The sequence below is a fragment of the Sphingomonas sp. Leaf20 genome, from assembly GCF_001421535.1.
Taxonomy (GTDB): Bacteria; Pseudomonadota; Alphaproteobacteria; order Sphingomonadales; family Sphingomonadaceae; genus Sphingomonas.
On record NZ_LMKN01000010.1, the window covers coordinates 142,161 to 164,718 of the forward strand.

Below are 22,558 nucleotides of genomic sequence, written 5' to 3' on the forward strand. Positions count from 1 at the left end.
AGCTTTGCTTGGGGCGGGGATAGGGCGGGGGCGGCTCCGCTTCTACCGGTCGCTGTCGTCATGCTCCGTCAGGCTCCGTCATCCTCCGTCATCCTGACGAAAGTCAGGATCCAGAGTTACAGGCGCTGCCCTGCGTTACTCTGGATCCTGACTTTCGTCAGGATGACGGGGGGAGGGGGGGGCGGTGTCCGGCTGAGGCAAGGCATGCGGCAGGGGACCCGGTGCGCGCGACGAGCCGCGGGGGTTCGGAGCCGCGCAGAACCGCATACCCCAGACGGGAATTGATGTTCGGCCCCGTCCGCGCCTATAGGCTCCATCAACTCCCCTACGGAAAACGAGGTTTCCCACATCGTGGCCAAAGCCCCCCCAGCACGCGCAATCGCCGAACCGCCGATCACCAACCGCGAACGACCGGCCGAACCCAAGCCGTACGAGCCCAGCAAGGACGAACTGCTCGCCTTCTACAAGCAGATGCTGCTGATCCGCCGTTTCGAGGAAAAGGCGGGGCAGCTTTATGGCCTCGGTCTGATCGGCGGCTTCTGCCATCTGTACATCGGCCAGGAAGCGGTCGCGGTCGGGCTGCAGTCCGCGCTCAACGGCGACACCGATTCAGTGATCACCGGCTATCGCGACCATGGCCACATGCTCGCCTACGGGATCGACCCCAAGGTGATCATGGCCGAGCTGACCGGGCGTGGCTCGGGCATCTCGAAGGGCAAGGGCGGGTCGATGCACATGTTCTCGACCGAGCATAAATTCTATGGCGGCCACGGCATCGTCGGCGCGCAGGTGTCGCTGGGCACCGGCCTCGCGTTCAAGCACAAATATTCCGACGATGGCGGCGTCTGCATGGCCTATTTCGGCGACGGTGCGGCGAACCAGGGCCAGGTGTATGAGAGCTTCAACATGGCCGAGCTGTGGAAACTCCCGATCATCTTCGTGATCGAGAACAACCAGTATGCCATGGGCACGAGCGTCAATCGCGCCTCGGCCGAGGACCAGCTCTATCGCCGCGGCGAATCGTTCCGCATCCCCGGCATCCAGGTCGACGGCATGGACGTGCTGGCGTGCCGTGGTGCCGCCGAGGAAGCGCTGGCATGGGTCCGCGCGGGCAAGGGCCCGGTCATCCTCGAGATGAAGACCTATCGCTATCGCGGGCACTCGATGTCCGATCCGGCGAAGTACCGTACGCGTGACGAAGTCCAGGCCGTCCGCGACAAGTCCGACCCGATCGACCACGTCAAGAAGCTGCTCGACGCGCAGGGCGTGACCGAGGCGGACCTGAAGTCCATCGAACAAGAGATCAGGAAGACCGTGAACGAAGCCGCCGATTTCGCCGAACAGACGCCCGAGCCGGATGCCGCCGACCTGTACACCGACGTTCTGGTGGAGTCGTACTGATGGCGATCGAGATCAAGATGCCCGCGCTCTCGCCGACGATGGAAGAGGGTACGCTCGCCAAATGGCTCGTCAAGGAAGGCGATAGCGTCAAGTCCGGCGACATCATGGCCGAGATCGAGACCGACAAGGCGACGATGGAGTTCGAGGCGGTCGACGAAGGCACGATCGGCAAGATCATGGTTGCCGAGGGTACCGACAATGTGAAGGTCGGCACCGTCATCGCGACGCTGCTCGAAGAGGGCGAGAGCGCCGACTCCGCGCCGACCGAGGCACGCGCGGGCGAGGCCGCCAATGCCGCACCGAAGGAAACGCCGTCGGACGACAAGGCACCGCCGGTTCCCGAGGGCGCGTCGCCTGCCAAGGCCGAGAGCGGCACGCAGCAGCTCGTCGCGTCGGCGGAGAAGGTCGGCAAGACCGATCCGGCGATCCCGGAGGGTACCGAGATGGTCAAGACGACCGTCCGCGAGGCGCTGCGCGATGCGATGGCCGAGGAAATGCGCGAGGACGACCGCGTCTTCGTGATGGGCGAGGAAGTCGCGCAATATCAGGGCGCTTACAAGGTGACGCAGGGTCTGCTCGACGAGTTCGGCGAGCGTCGCGTGATCGACACGCCGATCACCGAATACGGCTTTGCCGGCATCGGTGCGGGCGCGGCGATGGGCGGGCTCCGCCCGATCGTCGAGTTCATGACCTTCAACTTCGCGTTGCAGGCGATCGACCACATCATCAACTCGGCGGCCAAGACCAACTACATGTCGGGCGGCCAGATGCGCTGCCCGATCGTGTTCCGCGGTCCCAATGGTGCGGCGTCGCGCGTCGGTGCACAGCATTCGCACAACTTTGCGGCCTGGTATGCGAGCGTCCCCGGCCTGATCGTGATCGCGCCCTATGACGCGGCGGATGCTAAGGGGCTGCTCAAGGCGGCGATCCGTACCGAGGATCCGGTCGTGTTCCTCGAGAACGAGCTGATGTACGGCCGCAGCTTCGACGTGCCCAAGCTCGACAACCACGTCTTGCCGATCGGCAAGGCGCGGACCGTGCGCGAGGGCAAGGACGTCACGATCGTCAGCTATTCGATCGGCGTGGGCATCAGCCTCGAAGCCGCCGAAAAGCTCGCCGAGGAAGGCATCGACGCGGAGGTCATCGATCTGCGCACGCTGCGGCCGCTCGACACCGAGACGGTGCTGAAAAGCCTCGCCAAGACCAACCGCATGATCATCGTCGAGGAAAACTGGGCGACCTGCTCGATCGCGTCGGAGATCGTGTCGGTGGTGATGGAGCACGGCTTCGACGACCTCGACGCGCCGGTCCTGCGCGTGACCAACGAGGACGTGCCGATGCCCTATGCGGCGAACCTCGAGAAGCTGATGCTGGTCGACGTCGCCAAGGTCGTCGCTGCGGCGAAGAAGGTGACGTACAAGTAATCGTGTCGGGCTCGGGCACGCCGTTTCGGCGGCGTGCCCGGACTGCCGGGCGGCGGCGCCCGGAACGTCACCGCGTCAGGCGGTGAAGGTCGAGCAGGATGACGCGGTGCCGGTCGACTGGACGTCGTTGACCTTGCGCTCGCGGACCATCATGCCCGTGACCGATCGCAGCGTCCGCGCGCCGAGAAAGCTGTTCGAGATCAGCGGCTGGTAGCGATAGACGACCTCGACGAAGATGACCTCGTCATTGGGCCCCGCAGCGATCTTGCGATCCGCCGGGCCGATCCCCGCCACCCCGAGCGACGCTCCTGCGACGCCATAGGACGAGGTGGCGGTCATCGCGCCCGTGCAGCGCTGCCAGCGGATCTTCTGGTCGGTCACCTTGCCCGCGGCATCGACGATCGGCTGGACGCTCGAGACGATCACCCGCCCGTTCGCGGCGAAGTTGAGCGTCGCGCCCGTCGTCTTGATCCCGTCGAGCGATTCGGTGATGTCGGCCTCGCTGATGCCGATCCGGATGCGCGCGATCTGATCGGTCGTCAGCGTCGCGATGTCCCCGATCTTCTGCGTCGCATAGGCGAGGTTGACGGTTTCCATCCCCACCATCGTCAACGCGATGAAGATCGGCATCGACAGCGCGAATTCGAGCATCGCGACGCCCGACCGGTTGCGTGCGAGCGCGCGAAGGCCGGACCGCGGCGGCGAAGCGGGCGCGAGCGTCATGACTTGCACCGGATCGTGGGCGAGGCCTGCGCCTCGAACGGCTGGSGGCGGACGACCGTGGTCGCCTGCGTCGAGGCGCGCGCGGTGCCGCCGATGAAGCGGTGCACGGGCAACAGGCGATCATAGCTCACGGTGACGGTGTATTTGACGATGTCGTCGGCGCCGCCGATGCCGTCCGCACCCGCGGTGACGATGTTGCGCACGCCATTATTGTCGACGTCCTCCCAGCAGTCCGACTTGTCGGGGACGCCGTTGCCATCGGTATCGACCGGCCCGTCGAGGATGCCGTTGTTGTTGAGGTCCTGCGTCAGGCGTTCCAGCGTGCCGAAGCTGTTGTAGCGATTGACGCTGCCGCGGACGATATCGATCGTCGCCGCGGGCGCGACACGCCTGATCTGCGTGCGCAATTCGGCCTCGCTCGTGCTGGCATCGGCGTTCTGCAGCGTGACCGCCCGCGTCAGCGTCTCGAGCGCGCCGAGCGTGACCGAGCGGACATAGGCCTGATAGCCGACCTCCATCGTCCCCATGATGATCACGCACAGCGGGACGAGCAGGAGCGCGAACTCGGGCAGCGTCGCCGCACGCCGGTCGGCGGCGAGGCGCAGCGTCGTCCGGGCGATCATTTCGACAGTCTCAGCGAACCGATATTCTCGCCGATGTCCTGAAACGCCTTGTTGAGCGCAGCACTGTCGGCGGCGCGATAGCCATAGCCGGCGCCCGACGAGCAGGCCTCGAGATCCGCCGACAGCGTCGATCCGTTGCCGAACGAGATTGCGTAGATCTGCGCTTCCATGTTCTTGATCGCGGCGCAGGTCATCAGCAGGCGCTTGCTGTGGTTGTCGTCGGACGTGTCGCGGTCGCCATTGTTGGTGATCCGCTTCCAGAAATATTCCTGCGCATAGGCGCCGTAGCCCAGATTGCCCGTATCCATCTCGCCGTCGGTCATCAGGATGACGTACCGCTTCACCGGGAACCCGTTGTAGAACTCCGGATTTTCCGTGCCCCATAGGCCGGTGCGCGAGAGGAACCGCGCCGCCCAGAGCATGCCGATGTCGAGATAGGTACCGCCATTGGCAACGAACCCGTTGTTAAAGGCGAAGTAATTGTTGAAATCGCTTCCCGTCATCGCGCCCAGTTCGCGCATCGGTTTGGGGCAGGCGTACTGCGCAACGCCGGTGGCGTTGGGATCCGCCATCGTCCAGCGCCGTTCCGTGCTGGTCGGTGTTTCGTCGAACTTCAGGTCATACGCGTTGGCGGGGATATTGCCGGGAATCTGGTAGCTCGAGGTCGCGGTAATGAGGTTGCTCGTAGCGCGCTCCTCGACGCAGCCGTCCCATGTCTTGCTGATCCAGTCGGCGTCATGCGAGGTGGTAGCGGGCGCATAGGCGCAGCTGCTGCTGTAGGCGTTGCAGCGTGAATAGCGATAGGATCCGCTGCTGTTGAACCAGCTGGGATTGCGCGAATACAAGGTCGTTCCCGCAGCGCCGGTACTGAACCCGGGGTTGGTCATCTGCGAAAAGGGGACGATCGCCCAACGGATCCGCTTGCGCGAGCTTGAGGATGCCGCCGCGAACTGATCCTCGATGATCGCCATCTGGGCTTGCAGCGATTTCAGCGCGTCCCTCAGGCCCTGCATGCGCGAGACGTTCGTGGTACCGCTTCGCTCCTCGCCGACATAGCTCACGTTCTTGCCGTTGACGGGCAGCGTGTAGCCGGATTCATTGTTGGCATAGGTGCTGCACGTCGCCGCGGTCCGCGACGGCGCGCACGCCATCGAGCCCGTCGTGTCGAGCACGAGGACGATGTCGATATTGGCATAGTCGTCGCGCGCGCTGCACGTCACCGAGACCGGGATCGTCGCCGTGCCGAACAGCCGCATGATCGCTGTGTTCATCGTCGTCGACAGGGTCAGGTTGATCGTGTCGGTGGAACTCGTCAGCGTCGGCGTGACCGGGAACGCGGTCGTGTCCAGCGAGCGCTGCGGGAAGTTGAAATTGACGTAGCTGGTGACCTGATCCGTCACCGGAGTCGTCAGCGAGCCGCCCGCGCCCATTGTCCGTCGCCCGGCAAGAACGCCGGCGTCGCAGGCCTGCTGGAGCCGCGTGCGGACGAGATAGGCGCGGCTGAGATCAAGGCCTGCGCCGACGAACGCGGTCATCGGCAGGATCGCGGCGGCGACGATCGCCAGGACGTTGCCACGCGTGTCGCGCGCGAGCGAACCCAGGAAACCTCGTGCGGACGATGATGCTCTAGTCTTGCGCAATCGCATGGCGGGCCAACGTAAGGGGGGCATTCGCCCGTGCCTTACGCCGGGAGTTCATAAGCGGAGCACAAGCGATATGGTTAACGGGCGCGGCGATGATGATGCCGGGGAGGGACATGGCGTCCCGACGCTCGCCGAGCGCGAACGGGGGCTGGCGATCGGCTACGCGCCTTCGGCCGTACAGCCGCGGCTCGAGGCGCTGTTTGCGCTCGATACGACGCTGGGGGCGATCCTGAAGACGACGCGCGAACCGATGGTGGGGCAGATGCGGCTGACCTGGTGGTATGAGGCGCTGGTCAGGCTGGACAGCGCGCCGCCGCCCGCCGAGCCGGTCCTCCAGGCGCTTGCGGCGCATGTCGTGCCGCGCGTGTCCGGGGCTGCGCTCGCCGCGATCGCCGAGGGCTGGGAGGCGCTGCTCGAGACGCCGCTCGAGGACGATGCGGTCGAGCGGTTCGCGCAGGGGCGCGGCGGATTGCTGTTCGCGGCGGCGGCGAAGCTTTCGGACGTCGACGACGCGCGGATCGCGCTCGCCGGGCAGGGCTGGGCGCTGGCGGATCTGGCGCTGCGGCTGTCGGATGACGCGCGGGCGGCGGCGGTCGCGATGCGCGCGCGTGCGCGGCTGGACCGCGCGCTGACGGGACGCTGGCCACGCCGCGCGCGGGCGCTGGGGGCGCTCGCGCTGCTCGCGCGGGCGGACGTCGATCCGGCGCGCCGGCCGGCGGGGAGTCCGGCGCGCGTCGGGCGGCTGCTGCTGCACCGATTGGTCGGATACTGACCGATCGGATTGGGCGCGGCCGACGGAGGCGCTAGCGTGGCGACCGGGGCGATGTCCGCCTGCGGGGAGAGCGGCGATGTGGCGATACCTGACGGGTGGGGCGGCGCTGATCGCGTTCGCCGGCGCGGCGGTCCTCTTCCTGGGAGGGAAGGCGCCCTCGGCCGCGGTGCTGAAGCCGCAGCCCGCGGGCCGGGTCGCGGGGGGCGCTGACGTGGTGCCGGGCGCATTACCCGATGCCGCGCCCGAGGCGACGGAGCTGACACGCGAACAGAAGCGCTTCGACCGCTATGACAAGGACCGCGACGGCGCGGTGACGCGCGACGAATATCTCGTCGCGCGCCGCAAGACCTATGCGAAGCTCGACGTCGACGGCGACGGGCGGCTGTCGTTCGACGAGTGGGCGCTCAAGGCGACGACGAAGTTCGCGGCCGCGGACAAGGACCGGTCGGGCGCGATGACCCCGCCCGAATTCGCCGCCACCGCGGTCAAGCGGAAGCCGTCGTCTCGGGCTGCCTGTCCGCCGGTTCCGGCGCCGTCGGAGGAGAGTTGAGCCACGCCGCCAGCGCCGCGCGGCCCCGGTCGGTGTACATGCGCTTGCGATCGGTCTTCTTCGTCCGGCCGGGGATCGGCGGGAAGAGGCCGAAATTGACGTTCATCGGCTGATAGGTTTCGGCCTCCGCGCCGCCGGTGATGTGCCCGAGCAGCGCGCCGAGCGCGGTCGCGAAGGGCGGCGGCGTCAGCGTCTGCCCGGTCAGCTCGGCCGCGGCGAACCGCCCGGCGAGCAACCCGATGCCACAGCTCTCGATATACCCCTCGCAGCCCGTGATCTGGCCTGCGAAGCGGATGTTGGGGCACGATTTCAGGCGCAACGTCTGGTCGAGCAGTTCGGGCGACCGGATGAAGGTGTTGCGGTGGAGGCCGCCGAGCCGCGCGAATTCGGCGTTTTCGAGCCCCGGGATCGTGCGGAACAGCCGGACCTGGTCGGCGTGCTTGAGCTTGGTCTGGAAGCCGACGATGTTCCACAGCGTGCCCTGCGCATTGTCCTGGCGGAGCTGGACGACGGCGTAGGGCCAGCGGCCCGTCTTGGGATTGTCGAGACCGACGGGCTTCATCGGACCGTAGCGCAATGTGTCGACGCCGCGCTCGGCCATCACCTCGATCGGCATGCACCCGTCGAAATAGGGGGTGTCCTTCTCCCAGTCCTTGAACGGGGTCTTCTCGCCGTCGACCAGCCCCTGGTGGAAGGCGAGATACTGGTCCTTGTCCATCGGGCAGTTGATGTAATCCTTGCCCTCTCCCTTGTCCCAGCGCGAGGCGAACCACGCGGTGTCCATGTCGATCGAATCGCGGTGGACGATGGGTGCGAGCGCGTCGAAAAACGCGAGCGCCTCGCGGCCGGTCTCGGCCCCGATCCCGGCGGCGAGCGACGCGGCGGTCAGCGGGCCGGTGGCGATGATCGTCGGGCCGTCGGGCAGCGCGTCGATCCGTTCGCGGACCAGCGTGATGTTCGGGTGCTGGTCGATCGCCTCGGTCACGCTGTTCGAGAAATTGTCGCGGTCGACCGCGAGCGCGGAGCCTGCGGGGACGCGGTGGAGATCTGCCTGCCGCATGATCAGCGAGCCGAGCGTGCGCAGTTCCTGGTGGAGCAGGCCGACCGCGTTGCTTTCGGCATCGTCCGAGCGGAAGCTGTTGGAGCATACCAGTTCGGCGAGGCCGTCGGTCTGGTGCGCGGGCGTCGCTTCGCCGCTGCCGCGCATTTCGGACAGGCGCACCTTGAGGCCGGCTTCTGCGAGCTGCCAGGCGGCCTCGGATCCGGCAAGGCCGCCGCCGATAACGTGAATGTCGTGGGTCATCCCCGTCAGATAGCGCCGGACGCTTGCCGTGTCAGGTCCGCAATCCCATTTCGACGCCATGAAAATCTTCACGATCGGGTACGAAGCCACGACGATGCCGGACTTTATCGGCACGCTTGCCGCGGCGGGGGTCGAGCGTGTCATCGACGTCCGCGCGCTGCCGCTGTCGCGCCGGCCGGGGTTTTCGAAGACATCGCTCGCCGCGTCGCTGGGCGAGGCAGGGATCGGGTATGTCCACCTCAAGGCGCTGGGCACGCCCAAGGCCGGGCGCGACGCCGCGAAGAAGGGCGACGTCGCGACGCTGACCGCGGTGTACGAAGCGCAGCTCGAGCTGCCCGAGGCACAGGCGCAGGCGGCGATCATGCTCGGGCTGGCGGCGGAGAAGCCGAGCGCGCTGCTCTGCTACGAACGCGATCCGTGTCACTGTCACCGCACGCTGCTGCTCGACGCGGTGGGCGATGGCGCGGAGGTGGTCGACCTTTTCACCTGATGTGATGGGTCATGCTATTGACTCTGATAATCAGTCGCAATAGCGAGGAGCCCGTAAAGGGGTTCCATCATGTCCAACATTTTGTCACGGCCGGTCACGGCCGGTCGCTTCCTCGCGCTCTCCTGCGTCGGGTTTCTCGCCAGCGCGCCGGGGCATGCGGCAGACGCGCCGCGGACCCGGCCCGTCGACGCCGATACGCCGCAGGTCGGTGATATCCTCGTCAAGGGTCAGCGACCGACCGACGACGAACCCAAGCGCGTGGCGCCCTTGCTCGATACGCCGCGATCGATCCTCGTCCTGCCGAGCGAGATCATCGAGCAGACCGGGTCGAACAGTCTTCAGGATGCCCTTCGTACCGTGCCGGGGATCACCTTCGGCGCGGCGGAGGGGGGCAATCCGGTCGGCGACCGGCCGTTCATCCGCGGCTTCGACAGTCAGGGGAGCATCTATCTCGATGGCGTCCGCGACCTGGGCGCGCAGAGCCGCGAGGTCTTCGCGGTCGACAATGTCCAGATCGTCCGCGGGTCGGACTCGACGCTGGGCGGGCGGGGATCGGCGGGCGGCTCCATCAACGTCGTGTCGAAACTGCCGCAGCTCGACACGTTCGTGCGCGCGAGTGCGAGCTATGGCGAGGCGTCGTACAAGCGGACGACCGCGGACGTGAACGTCAAGGTCGCGGACTCGGTCGCGGTGCGGATCGCGGGGCTGTGGCACGACCAGGACATTGCGGGTCGCGACGCGCTCTACGCGCGGCGGTGGGGCGTCGCGCCGAGCGTGACGATCGGGCTCGGCACGCCGACCCGGCTGACCGCGAGCTATTATTATCTCGAAAGCCACGACCTTCCCGACAGCGGGATCCCGTATCTGAACACGCTCGCCAATGCGCCGGGAACGGGGACGATCCGGGTCCGCCCCGCGATCGGCACGGTCACGCTCGCCGACGGGAGCACGGGGCGGGTCGATCGCGCGACCTTCTATGGTCTGGCGAACCGCGATTTTCGTGACACGACCAACCATCAGGCGATGCTGCGGGTCGAGCATGACTTCGGTGCGCTGACGCTGCGCAACACGTCGCGGTTCAGCGACAGCGTCCAGCGCTATATCTACACGCAGCCTGACGACAGCCAGGGCAACGTGTTTGCGACCGGCCGCGTCTGGCGGCGCGCAAACACGCGGGACAGCCATTACGAGAGCATCGTCAACCAGACCGACCTGTACGGCGTGTTCCATACGGGCGGGATCGAGCACAGCATCTCGGTTGGCGCCGAAGTGTCGGCCGAGCGCGCGCGACGTGGCACGTTGCTGGTCACGACAGACCCGCGCTGCACCGCCGAGGGGGTGGCGCGGTACAATTGCACCAGCCTGTTCGCACCCAACCCCTATGACCCCTGGGTCAATTCGGTGAGCGGTGCCGACGCGGCGGCGACGCCGATCGTCCCGAGCGCGCAGACGACGCGCGTTCAGAACAGCGCGACGAGCAAGGGGGTCTATGCGTACGACTCGATCACGCTGATGCCGCAGCTCGTCCTCAACCTCGGCGCGCGGTACGATCACTTCCGCTCGGTCGCGATCGCGGCGGGCGCGACGCAGGTCCGCGTGACGCGGGCGGACGATCTGTTCAACTGGCAGGCGGGGCTCGTCTTCAAGCCGACCCCGGAGACCAGCGTGTATGCGAGCTATGCGACGGCGGCGACACCACCCAACAGCCTGCTTGGCGAGGGGCGCGAGGACAATGCGATACCCGCCAGCGCAACCGGTGCGAACGCGGCGCTGCTCGACAGCCTGAAACCGCAGAAGACCAGGAGTTACGAGGTCGGCGCGAAGGCGAACGTGCTTGGCGAACGGCTCGCGCTGAGCGTTGCGGCGTTCCAGACCGAGATCAGCAACGCGCGCGTGACGGGCGACGACGCCACCGTCGCCTTTGTCGGCGAGACGCGGATCCGGGGTATCGAGCTGTCGGCGACGGGGACGATCGTGCCGGGCTGGACGGTGTTCGGCGGCTACAGCTATCTCGATCCCGAGATCGTCGATGGCGGCTTCACCGCGCTGACCGCGCCCGCGGTCGGGGCGCAGCCGGCCCGGATCGTCGCGGTGCCCTCGGTCAACACCGGCCGCCAGCTGCAGCAGACCGCGAGGAACAGTTTTACCGCGACGACCAACGTGACGCTGTTCAAGCGGCTCCAGCTCGGCGGCACCGCGATCTACATGGACAATGTCATCGGCGGCTATCAGGACAATCGCACCGCGACGCAGACCGCCGCGGGGGTGGTCACGGTCAATCCGGCCACCAAGCTGATCGTGCGCGACGTGCCGAGCTATTGGCGGTTCGACGCGCGCGCGAGCTTCGCGCTGACGCCGAGCATCGAACTCGCGGTCAATGCGCAGAACCTGACCGACAAGACCTATTTCAACCAGGTGTTCACGACGCATTATGCAGGGATCGCGCCGGGGCGGACGATCTTCGGCACGATCAACCTGAAGTTCTGAGGAGAGCGGTGGTGACGACGATCGATGCGCTGACCCCCGAGGCGATCGCGGTACGACTGTCGGGTGCGCCCGAGGAGCGCACGGCGTTGATCCGCGAGGGTGCCGAAGCGGGGCTCGCCGAGGCGCAGGCGGTCTATGGCCAGATGCTGCTCGACGGCGCCGGGGTGCCCTGCGACCCCGCCGCCGCGCTCGGATGGTTCGTGCGGGCGGCGGCGCAGCATCACCTGATGGCGCTCAACATGGTCGGGCGCTGCTACGACCTTGGCTGGGGGACGGCGCCGGACAAGGCGAAGGCGGCGGCGTGCTACCGCATCGCTGCCGGACGCGGGCTCGACTGGGCGATGTACAATTATGCGACGCTGCTGACGCTGGGCGATGGCGTCCCCGAGGACCGGGTGGCGGCGCTCGGCTGGCTGCGGCGCGCGGAACGGGACGGCGCGGGGCTCGCACCCGCCAAGGCGGTCAACGTCATCGGCAGCTTCCACGAGGACGGCTGGGCGACGCCGCGGAGCATGACCGATGCGGCGGCATGCTATGCGCGCGCTGCGGAAGGCGGCGATTTCCGCGGCTGCTTCAACCACGCGCGGATGCTGGGTGCTGCGGGCGAGATCGCGGCCGCGCTGCGCTGGCTGACGCGTGCGGGCGAATGGGGCAACGCGTCGTTCGTCGCCAAGGCGGAGGCGTGGCTTGCGAAAAGCGACGTCGCCGCGTTTCGGAGCGAGGGCGTCGCCGCGCTCCGCCTGGGTGCCGCATGCTGATCGCGATCCCCGATGTGCTGAGCCCGGCGGAGGTCGCGCACGTGCGCACGATCATCGACGCGGCGCCCTGGGTCGATGGCAATGCGACGTCGGGGGCACAAAGCGCGCTCGCCAAGCGGAATGCGCAGCTGCCCGAGGACAGCGCGGCGGCGCGCGAGGCGGGCGGTATCGTGCTCGACGCGCTGGGGCGAAGCGCGCTGTTCGTTGCCGCCGCATTGCCGCTGAAGGTGTTTCCGCCGTTGTTCAATCGCTATGCCGGCGGGCAGGATTTCGGGCTTCATGTCGATACCGCGGTCCGCGTCAAACGCGGCAGTGACTTCCGGATCCGCAGCGACCTGTCGGCGACGCTGTTTCTTGAGGATCCCGCGGAGTATGACGGCGGGGAATTGATGATCGAGGGGCAGTTCGGGCCGCAATCGGTCAAGCTGCCCGCCGGGCACATGGTGCTCTATCCCGCGTCCAGCCTCCACCGCGTCATGCCGGTCACGCGGGGCACGCGCACGGCGTCGTTCTTCTGGCTGCAGTCGATGGTCCGCGACGGGGAGTCGCGGCGGATCCTGTTCGATCTCGATCAGGCGGTGCAGGCAGTCTCGGTCGACAAGGGGCTGGCGGACCCGAGCGTCGTGCAGCTGACCGGGGTGTATCACAATCTGCTGCGACGCTGGGCGGACGTCTAAGCCGAGCCGGGCAAGCGGGTCAGTCGTCGAGCATCGCGTGCAACGCGGGCGAGAGATGCTCGACTTCCCTGCCGTCGATCACCGTCACCAGCCGTGCCGCGATCCCCAGATCCGATGCGAGGGCGAGGCCGTCGACGGGTCCCAGCACGGTCAGCGCGGTGGCGAAGGCATCGGCGGCGGCGGCGGTGGCGTGGATGACGCTGGCGGAGACGACGCCGGTCGCGATCGGCCGTCCCGTGCGCGGGTCGAGCGTGTGCGCGCCCCGGCGGTAGTCCCCCGACGTCGCCACCGCGAGTCCGTGCAGCGCGATCCGCAGTGGTGGCAGCACCATGCCCGGCGGGCTTTCGAGATCGACCCACCACGGGTCGCCATCGGGCTTGATGCCCCGCCCCACCAGCTCCCCGCCGATCTCGACCAGCGCATGCGCGATGCCGTGCGTCCGGAGCAGATCCGCGACCGCATCCACCGCGTGCCCCTTCGCGATACCCGACAGATCGAGCGCAACGCCGCCCGGCTGGTGGAGCATCGCGCCCTGCGTCGCGATTGCCTGCGTCGCCAATGTCAGCCGCTGCCAACCCGACAGCGCACGCGCGTCTGCGATCGCCGCGGCGTCGGGGCGGCGGGGCTGCCCGCTCGCGCCGAACCCCCAGGCATCGACGATCCGGCCGATCGCCGGATCGAACGCGCCATCCGTCGTGCGGGCGATCGACAGCCCCTGCGTCATGCACCGCGCGAAATCGGCGGGAAGCGCGAACCACGTCCCCGCGGCCGCGCGGTTGTAACGGGACAGCAGCGACTGCGGCGCCCAGTGGCTCATCTCGGCGACCAGCCCCGCCAGTCGCGCGACGATCGCCCGGTCGAGCGCCGCCACGTCGACCCTGTTGCGGGCCGCGAAGCGTACGCACCAGCTCGTGCCCATCGTCTCGCCGCGGAGGTCGACGAGCGTGGCGGCGGGATCGCGGTTACCGAACGCCGCGGGGTCGATCGATGGCGGCAGCGCTATCCGCACGACGTCACGGCGTCAGCACCTCGAGCGTTGTGACATAGCTCATCCGCCGTTCGGTCGCGCGCGGCGTGGTCGCCTTCGCATCGGTCAACGTCGCGTTGAGCCAGTACATCCCTGCCGCGGGCCAGGTGACGCTGAGCACGCCGTCGGCGCCCGTGGACAGCTCGCGCGCGCCCTCGTCGTTGCGATAGCGTTTGCCACCGGGGATGACCGTCACCTTGAGCCCCGGTGCGGGTTTGCCGTCGACGAGGAAGCGGAACGTCGCGGTCTCGCCCGCGACGAGCTCGTCGGGATGCGTGACGGGCGCGAATTCGAGCCCCTTGCCCGTCGGCCTGAAGACCGTCGTGGTGGGCGCGCCCGCGGTGACGAAGATCTCGTTGCGCGTCGACGTCTCGGCGAGCTTCACGTCGGTGGCGTTCGCGGGAATGTCCGCGACGGTGAGCGGGGCCGGGGCACCCGGCTGCGGCGGGCCGCGCCGGCCGAGGCGCTTCTCGACGCCGTCGACCTTGAAGCTGCCCATGACGGCGTTCATCTGCGTCCCGATCTTCCACGTCCCCGGCTTGTCCAGCCTGACGTCGAATACCGACCGATAGCGTCCGGTCGCGCCGTTCTGGAGCACGCCCTCGCTGCCGTCGGGCTGCCAGACCTTGACGCCGTCGAGGCGGAGCGGCTGGTGATCGAAGAAGAAGAGGTCGTTCGAGACGGCGGCGTCGACCGTCACCCAGCCGCTGGTGTCGGAGAACACCGTGCCCGAAGGCAGCATCCACATGCGGTGCGCGGACAGCGCGGCGGGGACCGACACGAGTGCGGCGGCGGCGATCAGGCGTGCGACCAGGGGTGTCATGAGGCTGTTCCTAACGGGAAAGGCGGGAAGGGGCGGGCGCGTCAGCGCGGCGACAGCGCGATCGCGCCGAGTTCGGTCTTGCCCGCGCCCTGCGCGGCGGCGCGCACCGGGACGACGAGCGGGATGCTGACGAGTTCGCGACCGCCCGTCTCGCGTGCGGCCTCGACGTTCAGGACATAGTTGCCGGGCTTGAGCGTGGCGGGGAGGGGGATGCTGTACCGGCCGGGTGCGCGCGTCGCGCCGCTGATGCCGTCCGCGGGCATTGCGAGCCCGCGTCCGCCCTTGCGCCACCATGCGCGCAGCTCCGAGAGCCATTTGGTGCCGGGTTCGTTGCCCGCCTTCTTGACGTCGTACCACAGGGCGAGCGTCCGCGGCGCACCGCCACCGACCGGGTCGAGCCAGACCGCGACATAGGGCCGGTGATATTCGGCGACGTTCAGGCGCGGGATCGTGATGGTCACGGTTCCGGCAGCAGCGGGCGCCGCGACGGCACCGCCGATCAGGACAAACGCGGACAGACGCATGGCAGAACCCCTCAATGCAGGAACAGGATGGCAAGGATGGCGGGAATGGCGAGCCCGGCACCGACGATCGGCCAGGTCGCCGGCCGATGCCGCGCGTGCAGCTGGAGCAGCAGCAGACCCGTCAGCGTGAAGACGATGCACGCGACCGCGAAGACGTCGATGAACCAGAACCATGCGGTCCCCGCGTTGCGGCCCTTGTGCAGGTCGTTGAGATACGAAATCCAGCCGCGATCGGTCGTCTCGGCGGTGATGCGGCCGGTCGCGCGGTCGATGCTGACCCAGGCGTCGCCACCGGGACGCGGGAGCGCGACATAGGCGTCGGTATCCGACCATTCGACCGCCCGGCCGGCAGGATCGAGCCCGGTCGCCGCGGCAACGGCGCTGGCGACCGACGATGGCAGGCGCGCGTCCGGTGCCAGCGTGCGCGAGAGCAGGGGCCGGAGCGGTGCGGGCAGGATCGCCGCCTGCTCGGTGACGACGGGCGTCGCGCCGATCGTCGCGGCATGGTTGAGCGTGAGCCCGGTGACCGCGAACAGCAGCATGCCGACCAACGACAGCGCGGCGCTGATCCAGTGCCAGCTGTGAAGCTGTTTCAGCCACCATCCCCGCCAGCGGCGCTTGCGCTGTTGCGGTGTCGGTGCAGCTTTGGGGGGCGGGGTGGTCACGCTCAAGCGCTATCGCAACGGTTGGGCTCTGGCAAGGCTATTGCGACCCATTATCAATAGATTCGGTTCTTCCCCTGTTGCAATGCAGCATCGGGGGAGGTAGGGGGCGGACATTCACAAGGACCCGGTGAAATTCCGGGTGGCTATTCCGGCCGCCGATCCGCCGGACAACGCAACGACGCCTTTCCATCGACTGCCGGCCAGCGCGCCGCAGCATCGTGCGTCCTATGCGGATACATCCATGACATCCTTATCGTTTTCTCGTTACCGAGCCGAATGGTTCAGCGGCCCCGCCGCCGCGCGCCGCGACATCCTTGCGGGGATGGTCGGCACCTTTGCGCTGATCCCCGAGGTCATCGCCTTCTCCTTCGTTGCCGGGATCGATCCCGAGGTCGGCCTGTTCGCCTCGTTCGTGATCGGCATCGTCATCGCGTTTGCCGGCGGACGCCCCGCGATGATCTCGGGCGCGGCGGGCTCGGTCGCGCTGGTCGCCGCCGCGCTCGTCCACGCGCACGGGCTGCAATATCTGCTCGTCGCGACGATGCTCGCAGGCGTGCTCCAGATCGCGTTCGGGCTCGCCAAGCTCGACGTGCTGATGCGGTTCGTGTCGCGCTCGGTCCATGCGGGCTTCGTCAACGCGCTGGCGATCCTGATCTTCTCGGCGCAGGTGCCGCAGATGGTCGGCGTCAGCTGGCAGGCCTATGCGATGATCGCGGTCGGTCTTGCGATCATCTATCTCGTGCCGCGGATCTCGAGTGCGATCCCGTCGCCGCTGATCTGCATCGTCGTGCTGACTGCGATCGCGATGTGGTTTCCTATGCCACTGAAGACGGTCGGCGATCTCGGGCGCTTGCCCGACTCGCTGCCGTCGTTCGGGCTGCCCGACGTGCCGTTCGCCTGGGATACGCTGCGGATCGTGGCGCCCTATGCGTTTGCGATGGCGGCGGTCGGTCTGCTCGAATCGATGATGACCGCCAATGTCGTCGACGAGCTGACCGAGACGCGCAGCTCGAAGGCGCGCGAATGCACCGGGCTCGGGCTCGCCAATGTCGCCGCGGGCGCGTTCGGCGGGATCGCCGGGTGCGGGATGATCGGGCAGACCGTCGGCAATGTCCGCTATGGCGGTACCGGACGGCTCTCGACGATGGTCGCGGGCGTGTTCCTGCTCGTGGTCATGGTGCCGCTGCGGCCATGGGTCGCACAGGTGCCGGTCGCGGCGCTGGTCGCGATCATGATCATGGTGTCGATCAGCACCTTCTCCTGGGGCTCGCTGCGCGACCTCGCGCGGCACCCGAAGATGTCGAGCGTCGTCATGCTGGCGACCGTCGTCGTCACCGTCGCAACGCACGACCTGTCGCTCGGCGTCGGGGTCGGCGTGCTGCTGAGCGGCGTGTTCTTTGCGTGGAAGGTCACGCGGTTGATGGACGTGGCGGTCGACTACGACGCCGCCAGCGACACGCGGATCTACCGCGTGACGGGGCAGGTGTTCTTCGCCAGCGCGGATATCTTCGCCGACACGTTCGACCTGCGCGAGGAGGCCAAGTATGTGCGGATCGACCTGACGGGCGCGCATCTGTGGGATGTGACCGCCGTCGGCGTGCTCGACGACGTCGTCGGCAAGCTGCGGCGGCATGGCGTGGCGGTCGAGGTCGTCGGGCTCAATCGGGCCAGCGAGGTGCTGGTCGATCGCCATGCGCCGTTGATGCGCGATCTGGCGGGGTGATCGGGTAGCGGCGGGTGCGGTTACAACGAGGTCGTCGTTGCCGCCCCCTCCGTCAGGCTTTGCCTGCCACCTCCCCCTGGCGGGGGAGGATTGGTCAGGGGGTTAGCCGGCTACGGGGAGTTTGACCTGGCCGGCGTCGTCGCGTTCGAGCGGGCCGTAGGACAGCACGGTCTCGAGCAGCAGCGGGCCGTTATAGATGTGCGGAAAGAGTTGCCCGCCGCGCGACTCTTCCCATGTCACGTCGTCACCGATCGCTTCGAGATCGACCGCGGCGACGTGGAGGTCGGACTGGCCGGCGAAGTGCTTGTCGACCGTCTCGGTCAGCTGTTCCGCGGTCGACAGATGGATATAGCCATCGGCCAGATCGACCGGCGCGCCGGCGAAGCTGCCGCTTTCCAGCGACGCCAGCTGCTCGCCCGTCAGCACCTTGTAGGCGATTGGGTCGCGGCTCATTCGCTATCCCCCTGGCCTTCGGTGGGATCGCCCGCTGCCGTGTCTTCGCCGATCGTCGCGCCGGTGTCGGGCGCGAGCTCCGGCGTTGCGTCGGCCAGGTTCACCTCGGCGTCTTCCTCGGTCTCCTCGATCCGCGCGGCCGAGACGACATGCTCGCCCTTCGCGACGTCGAACAGCTTCACGCCCGCCGAGTTGCGGCTGATGACGCGCAGCGACGCGAGCGTCGTGCGGATCAGCTTGGCCTGGTTGGTCACCAGCATCAGCTGATGGCCCTTGGCAGCCGCGAAGCTCGCCACGACCGGACCGTTGCGCGCAATGTTGTCGATGTTGGTGATGCCCTGACCACCGCGGCCGGTGCGACGATAGTCGTACGCGCTCGACAGCTTGCCATAGCCGTTCTCGCAGACCGTCAGGATGAACTGCTCGCGGTCCTTGAGATCGTTGTAGCGCTCGTCGCCCATCCCGTGATCGCCCTCGCGCTCGCCCTTCCAGGGGGCGAACTTCAGGTACGTCTCGCGTTCCTCGGGGGTCGCGCCGACACGATGGAGGACCGACAGCGAGATGACCTCGTCGTCGCCCTTCAGCGTCACGCCGCGCACGCCCGTCGAGGTGCGGCTCTGGAACTCGCGGACGTCGTCGCCGGCAAAGCGGATCGCCTTGCCGAGCCGCGTCGCGAGCAGCACGTCGTCATGCTCGGTGAGCAGCGCGACGCCGATCAGCTTGTCCTCCGAACCCTCTTCGAAGCGCATCGCGATCTTGCCGTTCGACGGCACGTTGGTGAACGCATCCATCGCGTTGCGGCGGACGAGCCCGCGCTGCGTCGCGAACATCACGTGGAGGCGGCTCCACTCGCTCAGATCCTCCGGCAGCGGGAGCACGGTCGAGATCGTCTCGCCCGGCGCCAGCGGCAGCAGGTTGATAATCGGGCGCCCTCGGGTCGCTGGGCCACCCTCGGGCAGGCGCCAGACCTTGTAGCGATAGACCTTGCCGAGGTTCGAGAAGAACAGCACCGGCGTGTGCGTCGAGGTGACGAACAGCTCGGTGACGACGTCCTCGTCCTTGGTCGACATGCCCGCGCGGCCCTTGCCGCCGCGTGCCTGCGCGCGGAACGTGTCGAGGCTGGTGCGCTTGATATAGCCCTGCATGGTCACGGTGACGACCATGTCCTCGCGCTCGATCAGATCCTCGTCGTCGATGCCGTTGGCGGCAGCGGCGATCTCGGAGCGGCGCGGCGTGGCGAATTCGTCGCGGATCGCGATCAGCTCGCCGCGCATCACTTCGTACAGCTTGGCGCGGTCACCCAGGATGTGGAGCAGCTCGGCGATCGAGGCCGCAAGCACCTTCAGCTCGTCGCCGATCTCGTCGCGGCCGAGCGCGGTGAGGCGGTGCAGACGCAGATCGAGGATCGCGCGGACCTGCGGCTCGGACAGCTTGTAGATGCCCTCCTGCTGCTTGTCCTCGACCGCCTCGACGAGCGCGATGTACGGCGCGATCTCCGCGACCGGCCATTCGCGTGCGAGCAATTTGCCGCGCGCTTCGGCGGGGCTCGACGACCCGCGGATGATGCGGACGACTTCGTCGAGGTTGGTGACGGCGATGACGAGGCCGAGCAACAGATGCGCGCGCTCTCGGGCCTTGGCGAGCTCGAACTTCGAGCGGCGCGTGATCACCTGTTCGCGGAACGTGATGAACGCGCCGATGATGTCGCGCAGGTTGAGCAGCTCGGGGCGGCCGCCGCGGATCGCGAGCATGTTGGCGGGGAAGCTCGACTGCGCGGGCGTGTGGCGCCAGAGCTGGTTGAGCACCACGTCGGGGGTCGCGTCGCGCTTCAGGTCGATGACGATGCGCACGCCCATGCGGCTCGATTCGTCGCGAATGTCGCTGACGCCTTCGATGCGCTTGTCCTTGGCGGCTTCGGCGATCTTCTCGACCAGGCCGTTCTTGCCGGTCTGGAACGGGATTTCGGTGAGGACGATCGAGCGGCGGTCGCCCTTGCCCTCTTCGACGACGTGGCGCGAGCGGACGATGATCGAGCCGCGGCCGGTTTCATAGGCGGACTTGGCGCCGGCGCGGCCGAGGATGATCGCGCCGGTCGGGAAATCGGGACCGGGGACGATCTCGAACAATTCCTCGGTCGTGATCGCGCCATTGTCCATATAGGCGAGGCACGCGCCGATGACTTCGCCGAGATTGTGTGGCGGGATGTTGGTCGCCATGCCTACCGCGATGCCGCCCGCGCCGTTGACGAGCAGATTGGGGAAGCGCGCCGGCAGCACCGACGGCTCGCGCTCCGACCCGTCATAATTGGGCGTGAAGTCGACCGTGTCCTTGTCGAGATCGCCGAGCAGCGCGTTGGCCACCTTGCCGAGGCGCGCCTCGGTGTAGCGCATCGCTGCGGGCGGATCGGGATCCATCGAGCCGAAGTTGCCCTGACCGTCGATCAGCGGCACGCGCATCGACCAGTCCTGCGTCATGCGGGCCAACGCGTCGTAGATCGAGCTGTCGCCGTGCGGGTGATATTTACCCATCACGTCACCGACGATACGCGCCGACTTGCGGTAGGGCTTGCCGGCGACGAAGCCGCTCTCATGCGCGCCGTACAGGATGCGGCGATGGACGGGCTTCAGGCCGTCACGCACATCGGGCAGCGCGCGGGCGACAATCACGCTCATCGCATAGTCGAGATAGCTCGACTTCATCTCGTCGACGATCGAGATGGTGGCAATGCCGGCTGGCTCGCCGCCGGTGGGTTCGGCGAGCATGGTCTCGTCGGTCAAATCTGAAGGCTTTCGGCTTGTTTCGGTACGATGACACACCTTAGCCGAGGGGCAGGCGCCTTACTACCCCCGCGCACGCGTACGCACGCGAGCGGGATGGGTTTCATGGGTATTTTGCGGGTGGTTGCGGCTTGGCGGGAGCGCGGCCACGCCTATCCGTCATCCCGGCGGAAGCTGGGATCTCATTATGGGACGAGCGTCGCCGGATGCGGGGAGAGGCCCCAGCTTTCGCTGGGGTGACGAATTGGCGGGGAGGATTGCACGGGGTTACGGCGCGATCTCGGCGCCGTCCCATGCGAACAGCTTGCCGCTGTCGGGCGCGCGGAGCCCGTCGATCACGTCGAGCAGCTGGACCGCGGCGCGATCGGGCTTGAACAGCGTGCCGGGCGTGACGTTGCCCTGGAACGGGTGCGACAGCCCGGTGTCGACGGTACCGGGATGCAGACCGACGACGATCCCGCTCGAATTGCGGCGCTTGTCCTCGATCGCGATCGTCCGGACGAGCTGGTTGAGCGCGGCCTTCGACGCGCGATAGCCGTACCAGCCGCCAAGCTTGTTGTCGCCGATGCTCCCGACGCGCGCGGAGAGCACCGCGAAGACGATCCGCCCCGCCTTGGGCATCGTCGGGAGGAAATGCTTGGCGACCAGCGCGGGGCCGATCGCGTTGATCGCGAAGTTGCGCGCCATCCATGCCGGATCGAGATCGCGCATCGCCTTTTCAGGCCCTTTGTCGCCGTCGTGGAGCAGTCCCGTCGCGACGATCACCAGCGTCGGCGATCCGACGCGCAGGGCGGCGGCGGCGATGCTCGCCTCATCCTCGAGGTCGAGATGACGCTCGCCGGTGTCCGAGCGCGAGAAGCCGTGGACGGTGTCGAATGCTCCCTCGTCGAGAAGCGCCTCCTCGAGCGCCTTGCCGATTCCACCCGAGGTGCCGATGACGACTGCGCTGCTCATGCGCGGACGAACCGCCACTGCGCGTCGGTGCTACCGGCCGCGTCATACGCATAGCCGTCGGTGTCGAAGCCCTTCATCCCCTTGATATCGTCGATGCGGTGCTCGACCATCCAGCGCGCCGCCATGCCGCGGGCCTTCTTGGCGTGGAAGCTGACGAACTTCTGCGCTGAACCTTCACGGAAGTCGAACGCGACGACCCGGATCGACGATGGCAGCTGGCCGTCGGCGGCGGCCCAATATTCCTGGCTGGCGAGATTGAGGATCGTCCCCGAGCCCTCTTCCTCGACGTCCTTTGCGAGCAGCGTGGCGATCCGGTCGCGCCACCAGTCGGTCAGCTTCTTGTGCCGCGGTGCCCAGCGCGTGCCCATTTCGAGCCGGTATGGCCGCATCGCATCGAGCGGACGGAGCAGCCCGTACAGCCCCGACAGAATCCGGAGGTGATCCTGCGCATAGTCGATCGCCGGCTCGTCGAGCGTCCCGGCATCGAGCCCGGTATAGACGTCGCCGGCAAACGCGAACAGCGCGGGGCGTTCGGGCAGCGTGTCGAAGTCGCGAAACCGGTCCGCGTTCAGCTTGGCGAGCGCGGGCGAGATATGCATCAGCGCGGCGAGCTTCTTCTGGGTGAGGTTCGCGGCGGCATGCGCGAGCGTCGTCGCCTCGGCGGCGAAGCGCGGCGTGGTGGGATCGAGCGGGGGTAGCGCCGTCTCGTAGTCGAGCGTCTTGGCGGGCGATAGGACGGCAATCATCGCGAACACGTAGCG

Annotated in this window: 21 protein-coding genes and 1 other annotated feature; of the genes, 9 read left to right on the plus strand and 12 right to left on the minus strand. The window is 67.7% G+C overall.

Annotated features, from left to right (window positions below):
- Positions 1–351 precede the first annotated feature (351 nt).
- Together pdhA and ASE72_RS17610 are read left to right on the plus strand one after the other, a co-directional pair.
- A complete protein-coding gene (pdhA, locus tag ASE72_RS17605) occupies positions 352–1,401 on the plus strand; it encodes a pyruvate dehydrogenase (acetyl-transferring) E1 component subunit alpha (protein ID WP_056024717.1) in 1,050 nt (349 codons plus the stop codon).
- Positions 1,401–2,825: a pyruvate dehydrogenase complex E1 component subunit beta gene (locus ASE72_RS17610; protein WP_056024720.1), complete on the plus strand. Its 1,425-nt coding sequence runs from the start codon at positions 1,401–1,403 to the stop codon at positions 2,823–2,825. The genes pdhA and ASE72_RS17610 overlap by 1 nt, the downstream gene beginning before the upstream one ends.
- 75 nt (positions 2,826–2,900) lie before the next feature.
- Here the strand turns inward: ASE72_RS17610 and ASE72_RS17615 are convergent, their stop codons facing one another.
- The 3 genes from ASE72_RS17615 to ASE72_RS17625 are packed head-to-tail and all read right to left on the minus strand — an operon-like array spanning position 2,901 to position 5,841.
- A complete protein-coding gene (locus ASE72_RS17615; RefSeq protein ID WP_056024723.1) occupies positions 2,901–3,548 on the minus strand; it encodes a TadE/TadG family type IV pilus assembly protein in 648 nt (215 codons plus the stop codon).
- A complete protein-coding gene (locus ASE72_RS17620) occupies positions 3,545–4,171 on the minus strand; it encodes a TadE/TadG family type IV pilus assembly protein (protein ID WP_056024727.1) in 627 nt (208 codons plus the stop codon). Before ASE72_RS17620 ends, ASE72_RS17615 begins: the two co-directional genes overlap by 4 nt.
- Positions 4,168–5,841: a TadE/TadG family type IV pilus assembly protein gene (locus tag ASE72_RS17625; RefSeq protein WP_082446260.1), complete on the minus strand. Its 1,674-nt coding sequence runs from the start codon at positions 5,839–5,841 to the stop codon at positions 4,168–4,170. The genes ASE72_RS17620 and ASE72_RS17625 overlap by 4 nt, the downstream gene beginning before the upstream one ends.
- Before the next feature lie 46 nt (positions 5,842–5,887).
- Here ASE72_RS17625 and ASE72_RS17630 point away from each other — a divergent pair, with 46 nt between their 5' ends.
- Both ASE72_RS17630 and ASE72_RS17635 read left to right on the plus strand, forming a co-directional pair.
- Positions 5,888–6,586: a hypothetical protein gene (locus ASE72_RS17630; protein ID WP_056024733.1), complete on the plus strand. Its 699-nt coding sequence runs from the start codon at positions 5,888–5,890 to the stop codon at positions 6,584–6,586.
- A gap of 76 nt (positions 6,587–6,662) precedes the next feature.
- Complete coding sequence (locus ASE72_RS17635; RefSeq protein ID WP_056024736.1) at positions 6,663–7,136, plus strand: EF-hand domain-containing protein; 474 nt, start codon at positions 6,663–6,665, stop codon at positions 7,134–7,136.
- Here ASE72_RS17635 and trmFO read toward each other — a convergent pair.
- Positions 7,072–8,439, minus strand: a complete 1,368-nt coding sequence (trmFO, locus tag ASE72_RS17640; RefSeq protein ID WP_056024866.1) for a methylenetetrahydrofolate--tRNA-(uracil(54)-C(5))-methyltransferase (FADH(2)-oxidizing) TrmFO — start codon at positions 8,437–8,439, stop codon at positions 7,072–7,074. The genes ASE72_RS17635 and trmFO overlap by 65 nt on opposite strands.
- A 58-nt stretch (positions 8,440–8,497) precedes the next feature.
- Here trmFO and ASE72_RS17645 point away from each other — a divergent pair, with 58 nt between their 5' ends.
- The 4 genes from ASE72_RS17645 (at position 8,498) to ASE72_RS17660 (ending at position 12,851) form a co-directional block, all read left to right on the plus strand.
- On the plus strand, positions 8,498–8,929 hold the full coding sequence (locus tag ASE72_RS17645) for a DUF488 domain-containing protein (RefSeq protein WP_056024739.1): 432 nt from the start codon (positions 8,498–8,500) through the stop codon (positions 8,927–8,929).
- Between the two features lie 69 nt (positions 8,930–8,998).
- Positions 8,999–11,416, plus strand: coding sequence for a TonB-dependent receptor (locus ASE72_RS17650; RefSeq protein ID WP_056024742.1), 2,418 nt, complete (start codon positions 8,999–9,001; stop codon positions 11,414–11,416).
- Between the two features lie 8 nt (positions 11,417–11,424).
- Positions 11,425–12,174 (plus strand): tetratricopeptide repeat protein, encoded by a 750-nt coding sequence (locus ASE72_RS17655; protein ID WP_156350629.1) that lies wholly within the window; start codon positions 11,425–11,427, stop codon positions 12,172–12,174.
- Complete coding sequence (locus tag ASE72_RS17660) at positions 12,168–12,851, plus strand: Fe2+-dependent dioxygenase (RefSeq protein ID WP_056024745.1); 684 nt, start codon at positions 12,168–12,170, stop codon at positions 12,849–12,851. Before ASE72_RS17655 ends, ASE72_RS17660 begins: the two co-directional genes overlap by 7 nt.
- A 19-nt stretch (positions 12,852–12,870) precedes the next feature.
- Here the strand turns inward: ASE72_RS17660 and ASE72_RS17665 are convergent, their stop codons facing one another.
- From ASE72_RS17665 to ASE72_RS17680, 4 genes are read right to left on the minus strand one after another with little or no spacing between them, the layout of a single operon-like run.
- Complete coding sequence (locus tag ASE72_RS17665; protein WP_235532434.1) at positions 12,871–13,860, minus strand: FAD:protein FMN transferase; 990 nt, start codon at positions 13,858–13,860, stop codon at positions 12,871–12,873.
- A gap of 4 nt (positions 13,861–13,864) precedes the next feature.
- A complete protein-coding gene (locus ASE72_RS17670) occupies positions 13,865–14,701 on the minus strand; it encodes a DUF4198 domain-containing protein (protein ID WP_056024748.1) in 837 nt (278 codons plus the stop codon).
- 41 nt (positions 14,702–14,742) lie between these two features.
- Positions 14,743–15,225 carry a DUF2271 domain-containing protein gene (locus ASE72_RS17675; protein WP_056024751.1) on the minus strand — a complete coding sequence of 161 codons (483 nt, stop codon included), beginning with the start codon at positions 15,223–15,225 and terminating at the stop codon, positions 14,743–14,745.
- A gap of 11 nt (positions 15,226–15,236) precedes the next feature.
- Positions 15,237–15,890 carry a PepSY-associated TM helix domain-containing protein gene (locus tag ASE72_RS17680; RefSeq protein WP_056024875.1) on the minus strand — a complete coding sequence of 218 codons (654 nt, stop codon included), beginning with the start codon at positions 15,888–15,890 and terminating at the stop codon, positions 15,237–15,239.
- A 117-nt stretch (positions 15,891–16,007) separates the two neighbouring features.
- Positions 16,008–16,063 (plus strand) — a sequence feature (sul1 is cis-regulatory element that is thought to sense ions involved in sulfur or methionine metabolism; They are found in Alphaproteobacteria).
- Positions 16,064–16,131: 68 nt separating this feature from the next.
- Here ASE72_RS17680 and ASE72_RS17685 point away from each other — a divergent pair.
- The gene (locus tag ASE72_RS17685) at positions 16,132–17,613 is read left to right on the plus strand and encodes a SulP family inorganic anion transporter (protein ID WP_056024878.1); all 1,482 of its coding nucleotides are present in this window, start codon (positions 16,132–16,134) and stop codon (positions 17,611–17,613) included.
- Positions 17,614–17,715: 102 nt separating this feature from the next.
- On the opposite strand, the gene ASE72_RS17690 is transcribed toward ASE72_RS17685, so the two are convergent.
- From ASE72_RS17690 to yaaA, 4 genes are all read right to left on the minus strand, one after another.
- Complete coding sequence (locus ASE72_RS17690) at positions 17,716–18,066, minus strand: DUF952 domain-containing protein (protein ID WP_056024754.1); 351 nt, start codon at positions 18,064–18,066, stop codon at positions 17,716–17,718.
- A complete protein-coding gene (gyrA, locus tag ASE72_RS17695) occupies positions 18,063–20,843 on the minus strand; it encodes a DNA gyrase subunit A (RefSeq protein ID WP_056024757.1) in 2,781 nt (926 codons plus the stop codon). Before gyrA ends, ASE72_RS17690 begins: the two co-directional genes overlap by 4 nt.
- A 267-nt stretch (positions 20,844–21,110) precedes the next feature.
- On the minus strand, positions 21,111–21,797 hold the full coding sequence (locus tag ASE72_RS17700; protein ID WP_056024760.1) for an SDR family NAD(P)-dependent oxidoreductase: 687 nt from the start codon (positions 21,795–21,797) through the stop codon (positions 21,111–21,113).
- A complete protein-coding gene (gene yaaA / locus ASE72_RS17705; RefSeq protein ID WP_056024881.1) occupies positions 21,794–22,543 on the minus strand; it encodes a peroxide stress protein YaaA in 750 nt (249 codons plus the stop codon). Before yaaA ends, ASE72_RS17700 begins: the two co-directional genes overlap by 4 nt.
- Between the last annotated feature and the right edge of the window lie 15 nt (positions 22,544–22,558).

Bases quoted from the DNA above. Each gene is read 5' to 3' on its own strand.
- ASE72_RS17610 (WP_056024720.1), top strand. From the start codon at position 1,401: ATGGCGATCGAGATCAAGATGCCCGCGCTCTCGCCGACGATGGAAGAG.
- ASE72_RS17615 (WP_056024723.1), bottom strand. From the start codon at position 3,548: ATGACGCTCGCGCCCGCTTCGCCGCCGCGGTCCGGCCTTCGCGCGCTC.
- ASE72_RS17625 (WP_082446260.1), bottom strand. From the start codon at position 5,841: ATGCCCCCCTTACGTTGGCCCGCCATGCGATTGCGCAAGACTAGAGCA.
- ASE72_RS17630 (WP_056024733.1), top strand. From the start codon at position 5,888: ATGGTTAACGGGCGCGGCGATGATGATGCCGGGGAGGGACATGGCGTC.
- ASE72_RS17635 (WP_056024736.1), top strand. From the start codon at position 6,663: ATGTGGCGATACCTGACGGGTGGGGCGGCGCTGATCGCGTTCGCCGGC.
- trmFO (WP_056024866.1), bottom strand. From the start codon at position 8,439: ATGACCCACGACATTCACGTTATCGGCGGCGGCCTTGCCGGATCCGAG.
- ASE72_RS17645 (WP_056024739.1), top strand. From the start codon at position 8,498: ATGAAAATCTTCACGATCGGGTACGAAGCCACGACGATGCCGGACTTT.
- ASE72_RS17650 (WP_056024742.1), top strand. From the start codon at position 8,999: ATGTCCAACATTTTGTCACGGCCGGTCACGGCCGGTCGCTTCCTCGCG.
- ASE72_RS17660 (WP_056024745.1), top strand. From the start codon at position 12,168: ATGCTGATCGCGATCCCCGATGTGCTGAGCCCGGCGGAGGTCGCGCAC.
- ASE72_RS17670 (WP_056024748.1), bottom strand. From the start codon at position 14,701: ATGACACCCCTGGTCGCACGCCTGATCGCCGCCGCCGCACTCGTGTCG.
- ASE72_RS17675 (WP_056024751.1), bottom strand. From the start codon at position 15,225: ATGCGTCTGTCCGCGTTTGTCCTGATCGGCGGTGCCGTCGCGGCGCCC.
- ASE72_RS17685 (WP_056024878.1), top strand. From the start codon at position 16,132: ATGACATCCTTATCGTTTTCTCGTTACCGAGCCGAATGGTTCAGCGGC.
- ASE72_RS17690 (WP_056024754.1), bottom strand. From the start codon at position 18,066: ATGAGCCGCGACCCAATCGCCTACAAGGTGCTGACGGGCGAGCAGCTG.
- ASE72_RS17700 (WP_056024760.1), bottom strand. From the start codon at position 21,797: ATGAGCAGCGCAGTCGTCATCGGCACCTCGGGTGGAATCGGCAAGGCG.
- yaaA (WP_056024881.1), bottom strand. From the start codon at position 22,543: ATGATTGCCGTCCTATCGCCCGCCAAGACGCTCGACTACGAGACGGCG.